At 65.9% G+C, this 13,892-nt stretch carries 12 protein-coding genes and 1 tRNA gene; 3 read left to right on the top strand and 10 right to left on the bottom strand.

What is annotated here, in order from left to right:
* Positions 1–50 precede the first annotated feature (50 nt).
* The 3 genes from U1769_RS20420 to U1769_RS20410 all read left to right on the top strand — a co-directional run bounded on the left by U1769_RS20420 (position 51) and on the right by U1769_RS20410 (position 3,268).
* Positions 51–1,448, top strand: a complete 1,398-nt coding sequence (locus U1769_RS20420; RefSeq protein WP_332719738.1) for a sigma-54-dependent transcriptional regulator — start codon at positions 51–53, stop codon at positions 1,446–1,448.
* Entirely contained in the window at positions 1,438–2,751 is a 1,314-nt protein-coding gene (locus U1769_RS20415; RefSeq protein WP_332719736.1) for a sensor histidine kinase, read from the top strand. The genes U1769_RS20420 and U1769_RS20415 overlap by 11 nt, the downstream gene beginning before the upstream one ends.
* A gap of 139 nt (positions 2,752–2,890) precedes the next feature.
* The gene (locus tag U1769_RS20410; RefSeq protein ID WP_332719734.1) at positions 2,891–3,268 is read left to right on the top strand and encodes a hypothetical protein; all 378 of its coding nucleotides are present in this window, start codon (positions 2,891–2,893) and stop codon (positions 3,266–3,268) included.
* Positions 3,269–3,280: 12 nt separating this feature from the next.
* Here U1769_RS20410 and U1769_RS20405 read toward each other — a convergent pair whose 3' ends face one another.
* The 10 genes from U1769_RS20405 to thiL form a co-directional block, all read right to left on the bottom strand.
* Positions 3,281–3,901, bottom strand: a complete 621-nt coding sequence (locus U1769_RS20405; protein WP_332719732.1) for a response regulator transcription factor — start codon at positions 3,899–3,901, stop codon at positions 3,281–3,283.
* The gene (locus U1769_RS20400) at positions 3,898–5,940 is read right to left on the bottom strand and encodes a PAS domain S-box protein (RefSeq protein ID WP_332719730.1); all 2,043 of its coding nucleotides are present in this window, start codon (positions 5,938–5,940) and stop codon (positions 3,898–3,900) included. The genes U1769_RS20405 and U1769_RS20400 overlap by 4 nt, the downstream gene beginning before the upstream one ends.
* Positions 5,941–6,405: 465 nt before the next feature.
* Positions 6,406–6,481 (bottom strand) — tRNA-Phe (locus U1769_RS20395).
* Positions 6,482–6,523: 42 nt separating this feature from the next.
* Positions 6,524–6,721: a DNA gyrase inhibitor YacG gene (locus U1769_RS20390; protein WP_332719727.1), complete on the bottom strand. Its 198-nt coding sequence runs from the start codon at positions 6,719–6,721 to the stop codon at positions 6,524–6,526.
* A complete protein-coding gene (locus tag U1769_RS20385; protein ID WP_332719724.1) occupies positions 6,722–7,675 on the bottom strand; it encodes a ribonuclease in 954 nt (317 codons plus the stop codon).
* The gene (locus tag U1769_RS20380; protein WP_332719722.1) at positions 7,668–8,237 is read right to left on the bottom strand and encodes a Maf family protein; all 570 of its coding nucleotides are present in this window, start codon (positions 8,235–8,237) and stop codon (positions 7,668–7,670) included. Before U1769_RS20380 ends, U1769_RS20385 begins: the two co-directional genes overlap by 8 nt.
* Before the next feature lie 56 nt (positions 8,238–8,293).
* The gene (gene infA / locus U1769_RS20375; protein ID WP_010162480.1) at positions 8,294–8,512 is read right to left on the bottom strand and encodes a translation initiation factor IF-1; all 219 of its coding nucleotides are present in this window, start codon (positions 8,510–8,512) and stop codon (positions 8,294–8,296) included.
* A 98-nt stretch (positions 8,513–8,610) separates the two neighbouring features.
* The gene (locus tag U1769_RS20370) at positions 8,611–10,551 is read right to left on the bottom strand and encodes an alpha/beta hydrolase family protein (RefSeq protein WP_332719720.1); all 1,941 of its coding nucleotides are present in this window, start codon (positions 10,549–10,551) and stop codon (positions 8,611–8,613) included.
* A gap of 191 nt (positions 10,552–10,742) precedes the next feature.
* On the bottom strand, positions 10,743–12,878 hold the full coding sequence (locus U1769_RS20365; RefSeq protein ID WP_332719718.1) for a sodium-translocating pyrophosphatase: 2,136 nt from the start codon (positions 12,876–12,878) through the stop codon (positions 10,743–10,745).
* 99 nt (positions 12,879–12,977) lie between these two features.
* Positions 12,978–13,877 carry a thiamine-phosphate kinase gene (gene thiL / locus U1769_RS20360; RefSeq protein ID WP_332719714.1) on the bottom strand — a complete coding sequence of 300 codons (900 nt, stop codon included), beginning with the start codon at positions 13,875–13,877 and terminating at the stop codon, positions 12,978–12,980.
* Between the last annotated feature and the right edge of the window lie 15 nt (positions 13,878–13,892).

The following is a 13,892-nucleotide window of genomic DNA, read 5'->3' as shown; positions in this document are numbered from 1 at the left end:
CACGGAAATTGACTGTCCGATTTCGCACGTGGATTGTACGGGAGCGGTCAATGGGGAAGCAGGCGGAATTCGATCTTTGCGTCGTGGTGGACGATGACGAGGACATCCTCGTCGCGGCACGCCTGTTGCTGCGCAGCCTGTTTCACGACGTCGTCACCGCCCGCTCGCCCGACGAGGCGATCACGGCGATTGCCGGCCGTTCGGCCGATGTGGTCCTGCTCGACGCCAATTTTGCGCGCGGCGCGACCGATGCGGCGGAGGGGCTGGCCTGGCTCGATCGCCTGCTCGCGATCGATCCCGAGCTCGTGGTGGTGATGATCACCGCCCATGCCGGCGTGAATGTCGCGGTGGAGGCGATGAAGCGCGGGGCCACCGATTTCGTGTCGAAGCCATGGTCGAACGAGCGCCTGCTCGCGACCGTACGCACCGCCGCCTCGCTCCGTCGCTCGCGGCGCGCGGTGGCGGTCGAGAAGGCGCGCGTCGTCGCGATTACCGATCCGGCGCCGGGGACGGCTACCCCGCTGATCGGCAATTCGCCCGCGATGGCCCGGGTCCATTCGCTGGTCGCTCGTGCGGCCCCGACCGAGGCGAATGTGCTGGTGCTCGGCGAGAATGGGACGGGCAAGGAACTGGTCGCGCGCGCGCTTCACAATCAGTCGCTGCGGGCGCGCCATCCGATGCTGACGGTCGATCTCGGCGCGATCGCCACCGAGCTGATCGATTCCGAGCTGTTCGGCCATGTGAAGGGGGCCTTCACCGATGCCCGTACCGATCGGATCGGCCGGATTCAGGCGGCTGACGGCGGCACGCTGTTTCTGGACGAGATCGGCAATCTGCCGCTGCATCTCCAGCCAAAGCTGCTCACCGTGCTGGAGCAGCGCCAGGTCACGCCGGTCGGGGCCAATCGCCCGATCCCGGTCGACATCCGCGTGATAGCGGCGACCAACATGACGCCGCAGATGCTGCGCGACGACCGGCATTTCCGGCAGGATCTGCTGTTCCGCCTCAACACGGTCGAGGTCGAGCTGCCGCCCCTGCGCGACCGACGGGAAGACGTCGCGGCGCTGGTCGCCCATTTCCTCGATCATTATGCCCGACGCTACAACCGGCCGGTGCCCGAGCTGACATCGGCGGCTCGGGCCGCGCTTGCCGCGCATGACTGGCCGGGCAATGTCCGGGCGCTGCGCCACGCGATCGAGCGAGCGGTGATCCTGGCGGGCGACGCGCCGCTCGAGCCGGAGGATTTCCCCCTCGGCGGTTCGGCGCCACGCGTCGCGCCTGAGGCAGTGGTCGCGCCGCCCGCGTCGGAGCTCAATCTCGAAAAGGTGGAACGGCGGCTGGTCGAGGAGGCGCTGAAGCAGAACGGCTACAACATCTCGATGGCCGCGACGGCGCTCGGCCTGTCGCGGGCGGCGCTCTATCGCCGGATGGAGAAGCATGGGCTTTGATCGCCGCTTCACGCTGCTTCTCGCCGCGTGGGTCGTCGCGCTGCTCGCCGCGCTTGCTGCGTTCCTCTGGTCGTTCGAGGTGGCGGGGCTGGCGGCGGCACGGATCCTCGCCGGCCTGCTCGTCCTCGCCGCGGTGGTCGGTCTTTGGGCGCATATCGATCGCACCAACCGCACCATCGCCCGCTTCATCGAGGCGCTGAACGGCAAGGACTTCGCGACCCGCGTCGACGGGCGCGGCGGGGCGGGCTTCAGCGAGCTGGCGGCGGCGCTCGATACGGCGATGCGCGGGCTGCAGGAGGAGCGCGATCGTGCGGCGCGCGAGACGCGCTATCTCGAGGCATTGGTCGACGATCTGCCGATCGCCCTGCTGACGGTCGACGCAGCGCATGGCGTTACGCTTGCCAACAAGGCCGCACGGCGGCTGTTCGGCCGGCACCAAGGCAGCCGGCCCGAAGATTTTGCGGTTTATGGGGCGACCCTGTCCGCGCGGCTGGGCGACATGGGCGAGCCGCGGCGGGAACTGCTCATCCTGCGCATGGCCGGCGGCCCGCAGCGGGCGATCGTGCGTTCGGCGTCGCTCGAACGGCTTGGCCTGCGTATCCGCGCAGTGACGGTCGAGCCGGTCGAGGGCACGCTCGATACGATCGAGATGGCCGCGCAGACCGATCTCGTCCGCGTTCTGACGCATGAGATACTGAACTCGCTGACCCCGGTGACCTCGCTGGCGGGCACCGCTCAGCTGCTGCTCGACGCCGAGCCACCCGACGTTCCCGACGCGCGAGTCGCCGTAACAACGCTCGCCCGACGCGCCGAGGGACTGCGCCGCTTCATAGACAGCTACCGCGCTGTCTCCCACGCGCCCGAGCTGCGCCGTCGGTCGTTCGAGGTTGCGCCCTTTGCCGCCGAGCTTTCCCGGTTGTTCGCGGCCGAATGGGCCGATGTGCCGCTCACGCTCGAGATCGAGCCCGGCCTGGTCCTCGATGCAGATCCCGATCTGCTGGCGCAGGTGCTGATCAACCTGCTCCGCAACGCGGCCGAGGCGACGCGACGTGGTGCGGCCCGGCCCTGGGTGCGGCTTGGTCTGTCCAACGTGGCGGGCCGTATCTGGATCGAGGTAGAGGACAGTGGGACGGGGGTGCCGGAGAATCTGCGGCGTGACATTTTCCTGCCTTTCTTCACCACTCGCGCCGAGGGTAATGGAGTGGGGCTGAACCTCGCCCGGCAGGTCGTGGTCGCGCATCGCGGCACGATCGACATTCTCGACGGACACGCAGGCGGTGCGTTGTTCCGCATCATCCTCTGATCCATGTCGCTGTCAGTGGTGTTCAACCGAATGGTAACGATGATGCGACATTGGTCGCTACGTGTTTTTCCCGAGCAGATCGGCGGGATCGACATGATTAGCCTCAACGGGGCTCCCATCCATCGAGATCGGCTGTGTCGTGACGTCAACGGAATTGATCGTCCTGATCGTACGCGACCACAGCCTGCGGAGCGCGCTGATCGCGCGCCTGTCGCTCCAGGGCGAAAGCCTCGTCACGCTCGATGCGGATCCGGACGATCCTCTCCTTCATCGGGCCGCGCCGGCGCCCCGGATTCTGGTGATCGACGAAGCGGCGCTGGGCGACCGGCTTCAGCCGCTCATCGACAGCGATAACTGGGGGGGCATCATCGTCATCGCGGACAGCCTGGATGGAGCGCTGGCCGCCGATCGGCTGCGTACGGTGCACCATGGCCGGGCGCTGGCCGATGTGGTCGACACGCTGGCGGACTGGCGGATGCCCGTGTCCGCCGGGCCATGGCGTGGTCAGGACGAATGAGAATGCGGATCGCTATGGTTGCCCGATGAGCCCCGCCACGAAAGCGATCCGCAGGGCCTCGGGCAGGCTGCGTACGCCGAGCTTGGTCATCAGATTGGCGCGATAGATTTCAACGGTGCGCGGGCTGATATCGAGCTCGAACGCAATCACCTTGTTGGCGCGCCCTTCGATCAGGCCCATCAGCACGTCGCGCTCGCGCGGGGACAATCCCGCGATCTTGATCCTGGCCTGTTCGGCATGCGCGGCGGCGGCGCTGTCCTCGGCTAGGCGCGAGAAGGCGACCTCGACAGTACGCAACAGCGTTTCGGCCTCATAGGGCTTCTCGATGAAGTCCAGCGCGCCCGCTTTCATCGCCTGCACCGCAAGTCCGACATTGCCTTCGCCGGTGAGAATCACCGGCGCGAATTTCTTGATGTTGCGATCGCGCAGCGCGCTGAGCACTTCGATTCCGTTCGATCCAGGCATATGGAAATCGAGCAGCAGGACACCGGGATCGAGATCGCCGGCGCTCGACAGGAACAGGTCGCCGCTGCGAAAGCTTCGGACCAGCAGATCGGATTGCAGCGACATCAGGCTGTGCAGAGAGGCGCGCACCGCGTCGTCGTCGTCGACAAGATAGATGCTGCGGGTCATTCCTCAATCTCCTCCAGCGCGGGCAAGGTGAAGCGGAAAATGGCACCCCGGTCCGGCCTGTTCTCCGCGACGAGCGTTCCGCCATGGGCCTCGACGATTCGTCGCGAGATCGACAGCCCGATGCCCATTGCCGGGCCGTCCTTGGTCGTGGTGAAGCGGGATTGCAGTCGCTTGTCGATTTCGGCCGGCAGGCCGGGCCCGCTGTCGCTGACCGATACCTCGATCAGGCTGTCGCCTACCGCGCGCGAGGCGATGATGATCTCCCGCGTCCCGACCGGCTGGGGCCGCAGCGCATCGACCGCATTGCGGAGCAAATTGACCAGTACCTGCTGGATCTGGATACGGTCGGCAAAGACCTTGTCGGCAGCCGGATCGAGCGCGTAGGTCAGGCGGATATCGAACTGGGCAGTGCCGAACAGCACCAGCTCGACTGCTTCGCGCACGACCATCTCGAGCGTTTCGACCCGCATCTCGCCTTCGCGCTTGGCCAGGAAGTCGCGCAGGCGGCGGATGATCTCGCCCGATCGCAGCGTCTGTTCCTCGCCCAGGCGCAGCAGATCGGCTACCTGGCCGCCATCCTCGCCGCGCTCGATCAGGATTCGCGCGGTTGCCAGGAAATTGGCGGTCGCGCTGAGCGGCTGGTTGAGTTCATGCGCCAGATCGGCGGCAAGTTCGCTCATCGCGCTCTGGCGGGACAGATGGGCGAGCTCGGCGTTGAGGTCGCTCATCCGCTGCTCGGCAGAGATCCGATCGGAGAGGTCGCGGATGACCCCCATGAGGATCCGCTCGCCGTTCAGCCAGGCCTCGCCGATATTGACTTCTACGGGGAAGGGCGATCCGTCGGCGCGGCGCCCCGTCAGCTCCCGCGTGCTGCCGATCATGCGCCGTTCGCCGGTCTCCAGATAACGCTCCAGCGACGAATCGTGCCCGTCGGCGATCGCGTCCGGCATCAGGAACTTCACGCTGCGCCCGATCGCGCCGGCGGCATCGACGCCGAACATGCGCTCGGCGGCGGGGCTGAAGCTGCGCACGATGCCGGCGGAATCGATCACGACCGTTGCATCCGGGATCGTTTCGATGATCGAGCGAAGCTGCGACGCCGTCTCGCGCTCGTTGCGTTCCGTGACATCCAGATTGGCGCCGATCACGGTCTCCAGCGTGCCATGCTCGTCGTAGAAGCACCGGGCCGCCCCCTCGATCGTGCGGCTTGCACCATCGATCTGGCGGAACCGGTATCTGAAGAAGGCCCGGTCGTCATGATTGGCAACGGCCCGATTGATCGTATCCAGCACTCTTTGCGCATCGTCCGGGTCGACAAAAGCATACCAGTCCTGGAACGTCGCCAGCGCGCCGGTCGGCAGGCCGAGGCGCTGCTCCGATCCGGCCGACCATTCCAGTCGATCGGTTTTGACGTCCCATTGCGATACCCCGAGTTGGTGCGCCTCGGCTGCCACTGCGAGCCGCGCTTCGCTCAATCGCAGCGCGGTCTCGGCGGCGACGCGCTCGGAGATGTCGAGCATGCGCACCACGTACAGATTTTCGCGTCCGCGCCGTTCCAGCACCTGGATGTGTTCGAGCACGCTGATCGCCCTGCCGTCGTGGCACTGCTCAAGCACTACCTGCTCCGTCACGCCGGCGGCGGCGTGCCCGGGCCGGGAATGGAGCAAATCATGCTTTTTGCGACCTATTGCCTCGGCTGCGGGCCAGCCGAAGAGCTGTTCGCAGCCCTGCGACCAATAGGTGATTTCGCCATCGGGGCGCGTCAGGGCGATCGCCGCGATGTCGAGCGCCATCGATACCTCCTGCAGGGCACGCCGCTGGCGCGTCAGGCGATCCAGCGCCAGCCACAGCAACAGGCCGACGAGAAGGGCATTGCAGAATACCGCCAGGAGGGCGATTCCCCTGGGCGCATCCGCAAACACCGCCCAAGCCAGCAATCCGCACCCACCGATCGATCCCGTGATCAGCAACAGGCCGGGAACGATATACGGTCCGGTCGATGCCCCGTTCGGCGAACGCCCATCCGATCCCTCTCCCACCCTAACTGACCCCTCATACACTCGAGCGTGTCGAATGGATCATTAACAGGGCCAAAGCAAAAACGCCAAGATGGAACGGCGCATGTCCGATAATAAACATTTCCATGTGATTGATAATGTGTTGCAGTATTGTTTGCGATCAGAAACGGGCCAGGATTTTTTTCTGCGTCATTTAATAATATAAACAACTTCGCGGAACAAAATGGTAATGATGGCTATGTTTAACATCATTATTTTTTATAAAAAATGCGGCGCGATCGCTCCCCCGTAAGTATAACACCATCTCAATGGCGTATAGAAACCAGGACCGCGCCGATGGGCCGTCGCCGCTTCTGGGCATCGACGATCCGGCCCGTTAAGCTGTTTGATGTATATTACGTTGGCCTGACGAACCTAAATCATGGCGACCCTCAATGCACGGGGAAGGCCACAGACGGCGGTGTAGCGGCAGCAGGGCTGGAAATGTGGTGCCCGGGGACGGGATCGAACCGCCGACACTGCGATTTTCAATCGCATGCTCTACCAACTGAGCTACCCGGGCTTGCCTGGCGCCGCGTGGAGGGCGCCGGAAAGAGCGGGCCTCTTAATCGGCGTCGTTGGCGCTGTCCAGCCCGCGCGGTGATGCCGATGGATCTTCCGGATCGGCTGGCCCCGCCGGGATGCGATAGCCCTCGCCGAGCCATTGCAGCAGATCGCGGTCACGGCAGCCGCGGCTGCAGAACGGCGTATGCTCCGGCGTAGCTGCTTTGCCGCAGATCGGGCATTTGTCGTTCTTCGCCATCTATCGTGCCTCGAATTCATGATCCATACCGGTGCGCCGCGCCAGTTCGGCGACGAGGCCCGGGCGTGCGGTCAGCCAGGCGAGAACGCGCGGGGCCACCCGGTGGTGCCGCGAGCCCGGCGGCGGGGTCCGCTCGATCGCCCGGAACAGGGCGCGCGCCTCGGCTCCTGCCCGGTCGGCCAGCAGCAATTCGGGCAGCGACGCCCGTGCGCGCCGCCGGATGATCTGCAGAAAGCCGAAGCCGTTCATCGCGGTACGCTCGAACGGTGGTGGAAGCGCGGCATCGATCGCCGCGGCCACTGCCTGGCGTGCGGCCTTGCCCTCGATCGTGGGGAAGTCGATCCCGATCGAGCCCCCGATATCGTGGCGAACGATTGCGGCGCCCGCAGCATGCGCACCGGCAACCGCCAGCGCCTCCAGCGGTGGCTGACCGTCCACATCGAATAGCGTCATCGCCGGGGTTGGTGACATGCGCAACGCACCGCCCGAAAAGAAGATTTCCCCGGTTACTGCCTCTTCCAGAATCTCGGACCAGCCCGCTGTTTCAAGATGGTCGGGCTCGTGCGCGCGGAGCTGCCGCACCGGGTCACCCGATGCGGTGATTCGTGCCAGCAGGTCGGGCCCGGGGGTGGGGGCCGCGCCGGGCTCGGCGGGCACGGCCCTGGCCAGCTTGGGCCGGCCCGGCTCGGGGATTGCCTCGCGCACGATCTCGACCGTCAGCGCCGCGCCCTGCGTGATGCCCACTGGCAGCGGCGCAAGCAGCGCCTCGCCGCCGCCGTCGAGCGCTACACGGCCTTCGCGGCCCCTGACGGTGATCTCGACCAGCCGGGCTGGCAGGATCGCGCCGACTCGCGGAGCGCCGTCATCGACCTCGATTCGCGCCTCGACGATCCCGTCGTCGACCAGCGCCGCCCGCGCTTCGCCGATTCCGGCCTCGTACAGCCACTCAGCCAAGATCAAGCCCGGCGGTCACGAGCAATGCGCGCGTCTCGAACAGCGGCAGGCCGATCACCCCCGAATGGCTGCCCGATAGAAAGCGTACGAACGCCTCCGCCCGACCCTGGATCGCATAGCCGCCCGCCTTGCCAAGGCCCTCGCCGCTCGCGACATAGCCGTCGATCTCGGCCGCGGTCAGCGGCTTGAACGCGACGATCGTATCGGACAGGCGCGTGCGCGCCGTGCCGGTCGCGTCGATCACGCAGACGGCGGTCAGGCAATGATGGCGGCGTCCTGAGAGCAGGCCGAGCATGCGGCGCAGGGCCGGCGCGTCATCGGCCTTGCCCAGGATCCGGCGGCCCAGCGCGATCACCGTATCGCCGGCCAGCACGATCTCGCCAGGCGCCCGGTCGATCGCGCGCGCCTTCGCTTCGGCCAGGCGCAGCGCATGGACGCGCGGCAACTCACCGGGCAGCGGGGTTTCGTCGACATCGGGGGCGGCGACACGCGCCGGCTCGACACCGAGCCGCGCGAGCAGGTCGCGGCGGCGCGGGGAGGTGGAAGCGAGGACGAGCCGCACTGGCGGCTCCATTCAGCCGGGATCCCGGCCTTCACCGGGATGACACGCGGCGCGCGTCACTTGAAGCGGTAGGTGATGCGACCCTTGGTCAGGTCGTACGGGGTCAGCTCGACAAGCACCTCGTCGCCCACCAGCACGCGGATGCGGTTCTTGCGCATCTTGCCGGCGGTGTGGCCGAGAATTTCGTGGTCGTTTTCGAGTTTTACGCGGAACATGGCGTTGGGCAGAAGCTCCACCACCTGGCCGCGCATTTCGAGCAATTCTTCCTTGGCCAAACAAACCTCTAGCGATGTTGGGGAAATCGTGAGCGCGCGCCTTAGCGTACGAGGCGCAAAAAGGGAAGCGTCAGCCCGTATCGCCTGTCCGGCCCCCCTCACGCCGGATTATATTCCTTCAGGAATGCCTCGAGCTCCTTCAGGAACTGCACACGATCCGCCTCCTGCGAGAAATGATGGTCGCCTTTGGGTTGCTCGATATAGCGATAGGGTTTGCCCGCCGCCTTCAGCTTCTCGACCATCTCGCGCGATTGCTTCACTGGCACCCTGGCATCGACTTTGCCGTGCATGATCAGCACCGGAATGGAAAACGCACTCGCGAAATTGACGGGTGACGCGGCCTTCAGGTCGGTCGCCTGGGTGCGCCAGAAATCCTTGCTGCGGCCACCGTTCAGGTAGCCGCCGTCATAGCGGAGGATCGCCGCCATATCCGAGACCCCCGCATAGGAAACCGCGCAGCGATAGGTTCCGTGATCGCGTTGTGCCGCGCGAAGCGCCGCGTAACCGCCATAGGAAGCCCCGACGATGCAGACGCGCTTGGGATCGGCGATCCCCTCTTTGGCTGCCCAGGCGATCGCGTCGATCAGATCGTCCTGCATCGCGAGGCCCCATTGGCCGTTGCCTTTTTCCGAAAATTCCGTGCCGAAGCCGGATGAACCGCGATAATTGGGCTGGAGCACGGCATAGCCTCGGCTTGCCAGGAACTGCGCCCACCAATCCCAGCTCTCGTCGTCGCGCGCGAACGGCCCGCCATGCGGCATCACGATCAGCGGCAGATTCTTCGTTGCGCCCTTGGGGCGAGTCAGCACCGCCTGGATTTCGAGCCCGTCGCGCGCCTTGTAGCGGATCGTGCTGACGGGGGCGAAAGCCGTCTTGCCAAGCCACTCGTTAACGGCCGCAAGCAGGTGCATCACCCCCTCGTCGGGCCTGTAGGTATAATAGCTGCCGGGGTAATCGGGCCCGCCGACAAAGATGATCAGGCTGCTGAAATCGCGGTTCCAGGAGACGATCTGCGCGTTGCGCGTGCCTACCGCCTTGTCGATCTGCGCCTGGACCTCGGCAAGTGTCGGATCGAACCAGTGAGTGCGGGCCCGCCTGTCGGTATAGCGCACCCCTATGATCCGCGTGTGGCTCTCATCGGCAATCAGGCTCCCGACGTCATAGCCGGCGACGTCGAACAGCTTCTCTCCGGTTTTCAGCGTCGCCAGGTCGAGATTGTAGATCGCGTTGAATCCGTCATCGTCGTCAAAGGCGATCGCCTTGCCCGGTTCCGGCAGGAACATCGCCGGGACGTTGCCGAGCGATTTGCCCGGGCCGCGGACACGGTCGATGGTGCGGAAGGACTGGTCCTTCCGCTCGCGGTAGAGCATCCGGTAACTGCGCGTCGAATCGACATAGGCGATGCCGAGGCGAACCGTGCCGGCCCCGTCGGCATACCAGTCCATGACGTTGAGCGTGGGTGCCAGGATGCGCTTTGCTCTGCCGGTCGAGATGTCGAATTCGCGTACCTCCGGCCAGAAACCGGCATCGCTCGAATAGACCGACGTCTGCATCGCTAGCAGGACGCGCGGTGTGCCGTCGCGGGCCATCCACAGGATGTCGTCGGCGTTCTGCGCTGCGTCCTGCTTGCCCAGCATCACCATTTTCTTGCCGTCGGCGCTGACCCCCATCGCGCGCCGCAGATACCAGCTGTCGCCCTCTACGGGTGCCGTGGCGCCGACCTGGGCAATCAGCCAGTCGTTGTTCACCCAAGTCCAGCTGTTGAGGTCCACGGCACCTTCGTTGATCTGGACCATCTTGCTGGGGTCGCCGCGTGGAATGATCGCGAGCCGCTGCACGCCGTTCACCGCAATTCGCGCCGCGATTTTGGTCCCGTCCGGCGACAATTGTGGCCCCTCGATAAAGGGGAGGCGCGCGAACTGCTCGGCCGCGATGGGCGCGGCGGCCGGTGCCGGCGCAGTTATGGCCCTATCGGACGCGCTCTGGCCGGCGATCGCCGCCGAGCCCGACATCAGCAGCGCACCCGCGCGCAAAAACATTCCCCGCACGATCGTTCCCCCCGAACAGCTTTGTGCGCACGGTAAACGACTGCCGCACCGCGCGAAAGTCAGCATGTTCAGGCGATTGGCGCCGAATCGGGGCATTCGCGGTCACAAGGAAAGGCCCCGCCCGGCGTCGCCGGACGGGGCCTGTTCCGCAGGTCGGAGGGAGGAGTGCTCCCCCGCCTGTTTCAGGCAGCGTGCGCCAGTGCTGCGAGCAGCAGCAGCGCGACGATGTTGGTGATCTTGATCATTGGGTTCACCGCAGGCCCTGCCGTGTCCTTGTAGGGATCGCCCACCGTGTCGCCGGTCACCGCGGCCTTGTGGGCCTCGCTGCCCTTGCCGCCGTGATTGCCGTCCTCGATATACTTCTTCGCATTGTCCCAGGCGCCGCCGCCCGAGGTCATCGAGATGGCGACGAACAGCCCCGACACAATCACGCCGAGCAGCAGTGCGCCGAGCGCCGCGAAGCCGCTCGCCTGGCCAGCCACCGCCGTGATGATGAAATAGACCGCGATCGGTGCCAGCACCGGCAGCAGCGATGGTATGATCATCTCCTTGATCGCTGCCTTGGTGACGAGGTCGACGGTGCGGGCATAATCGGGGCGGCTGGTGCCCGCCATGATGCCCGGATTGTCGCGGAACTGAGCGCGGACGTCCTCCACGACCGATCCTGCCGCACGGCCTACCGCGGTCATGCCGAACGCGCCGAAGCTGAACGGCAGCAGCGCGCCGAGCAGCAGGCCGACGATGACGTAAGGGTTGCTCAGCGAGAAATCGACCGCGAGATCGGGGAAGTAGATGCCCAGATCGGTCGTGTAAGCACCGAACAGCACCAGGGCGGCGAGCGCTGCGGAGCCGATCGCATAGCCCTTGGTCACTGCCTTGGTGGTGTTGCCCACCGCATCGAGCGCGTCGGTGCGGTGACGGACGTCCTCCGGCAGGCCGGCCATTTCGGCGATGCCGCCCGCATTGTCCGTGACGGGGCCGTAAGCATCGAGCGCCACGACCATGCCGGCGAGCGCCAGCATCGCGGTTGCGCCGAAGGCGATCCCGATGATGCCCGCGAGCTGATAGGTTGCGATCACCGCGACCGAGATCACGATGGTCGGCAGCGCGGGGCTTTCGAGGCTGACCGCGAGACCCTGGATGACGTTGGTGCCATGGCCGGTTTCGGATGCCTTGGCGATCGAGCGGACCGGGCGATAATTGGTGCCCGTGTAATATTCCGTGATCCACACCAGCGCGCCGGTGAGCGCGAGGCCGATCATCATGCACCAGAACAGCGCCATGCCGGTAAAGCCGGTGGTGACGGTAACGTCGCCGTCGAGGAACGAGCCGCCGCCGATCACGGTGCCCATGTCGCCCAGCACATATTGGGTGGCGAAATAGATCGCCGGGATCGAGAGGACGACGGTCGTCCAGAAGCCCTTGTAGAGCGCACCCATGATCGACTCACTTGCGCCGAGACGGACCATATAGGTGCCGATGATCGAGGTGATCACGCAGACGCCGCCGACGAGCAGCGGCAGAGTCATTAGCTGGAACAGCTGGTCCGCATTGGGCAGTAGCAGCGCGATCGAGGCCATCGTGACGCCGATGGTGACGACATAGGTCTCGAACAGATCGGCTGCCATGCCGGCACAATCGCCGACATTGTCACCGACGTTATCGGCGATGGTAGCGGGGTTGCGCGGGTCGTCCTCGGGAATGCCGGCCTCGACCTTGCCGACTAGGTCGGCGCCGACGTCGGCCGCCTTGGTGAAGATGCCGCCGCCGAGACGCGCGAAGATCGAGATCAGCGAGGCACCGAAGGCAAGGGCGACGAGCGAGTCGACCACGACACGGCGATCGGCCTGCACGGCGAGATCGTACTTGCCCTGCGCGATGAGGTACCAGAACAGCCCGGTGATCGCGAGCAGGCCGAGGCCCGCGACCAGCATGCCCGTCACTGCACCGGAGCGGAATGCCATGGTCAGGCCGCCTTGCAGCGATGTGCGCGCGGCCTCTGCCGTGCGGACATTGGCCTTCACCGACACGTTCATGCCGATGAAACCGGTCACGCCCGACAGGATTGCGCCGATCGCGAAGGCGACGGCTGAGATGATGCCGAGGAAATAGCCGACCAGGATGGCCACGACGATTCCGACGATGGCGATGGTGCGATATTGCCGGCCGAGATAGGCCTTGGCGCCTTCCGCGATGGCGGCGGCGATGTCCTGCATCTTCTCGTTGCCCGGACTGGCGGCAAGAATCTGTCGGCTGGTAATGACGCCATAAAGCACGGCGATGAGGCCGCAGATCATGGCCGCATAGACAATCGTCATATGTATCCTTCCCCTGGTTCCGCTGCGCCGGGCCTTAAGACCCGTGTCGTCAACGATTTGCGGGGATGTATAAAGGGGCGTGCCCCGAGCGCAAGCCGCTCAGCCGGCGTGCTCGAAGCCGAGGCGGGACGGGACTGCCACCATTTCGGTGCCTTCGCGCAGGCTCAGTCCCGATCCGGCGGCGAAGCGCCCGATCCGGGTGGCGGGCACCGGCAGGGCGAAGCCGGCTGGCGCCGCGAACAGCAATTGATAATCGTCCCCCGCCGTCGCCGCAGCGATGCGGGCTTCTCGGCTGTCGCCGGCGAAGCTGCGATAAGCGGGGGACAGCGGCACGGCGGCCAGGTCGATCTCCAGCGCGAGCCCGCTTGCCTCAGCCATGCGGGCACCATCGATCAGCAGCCCATCGGAGACGTCCATCATCGCATGGACGAATGGGGCGAGCGCGCGTCCGTCGCCGATGCGAGGCATCGGGCGGCGATAGGCGGTGAGCAATTCGTCGGGCCCGTCCGCCCCGCGGGCGATCGCGAGCCCCGCACCCGCATCCCCGATCGTACCGGTGACGTAAAGCGCATCGCCCGCCCGAGCACCGCTTCGAGGCGGGGCGGCTGCGTCGATGCCGAAGGCGGTCAGGGTGAGTATGCGTGCCGCGCCCGAGGGGAGCGATACCGTATCCCCGCCGATCAGCTTGCAATCGAGTTGACGCAGCCCTTCGATGAAGCCGGCATCCCAGGCGGAATCCCCGGCCAATGTATAATTGAGCATCATGCCCAGGGGCAGTGCGCCCTTGCCGGCCAGATCCGACATATTCACCGCGCCGAGCTTCCAGGCGACATCCACGGCCGGATCGGTGGGCAGGAAGTGCACTCCCTCGACGATGGTGTCGCTGGTTAGGACCAGTGGGCCACCCGCATCGAGCAGGGCGGCATCGTCAAGCAATCCTCGCGCCGCCGGATGCAGCGGCAGGGTGCGGAGCGCGGCGAGAAACTCGGCTTCGTTCACCCTAGTTCCTCCCCT

The sequence above is a fragment of the Parasphingomonas zepuensis genome (genome assembly GCF_036663735.1).
In the GTDB taxonomy this organism is placed as follows: Bacteria; Pseudomonadota; Alphaproteobacteria; order Sphingomonadales; family Sphingomonadaceae; genus Sphingomonas.
Note: the sequence above shows the minus strand (reverse complement) of the source record. Positions and strands in the feature narration are given on the sequence as shown.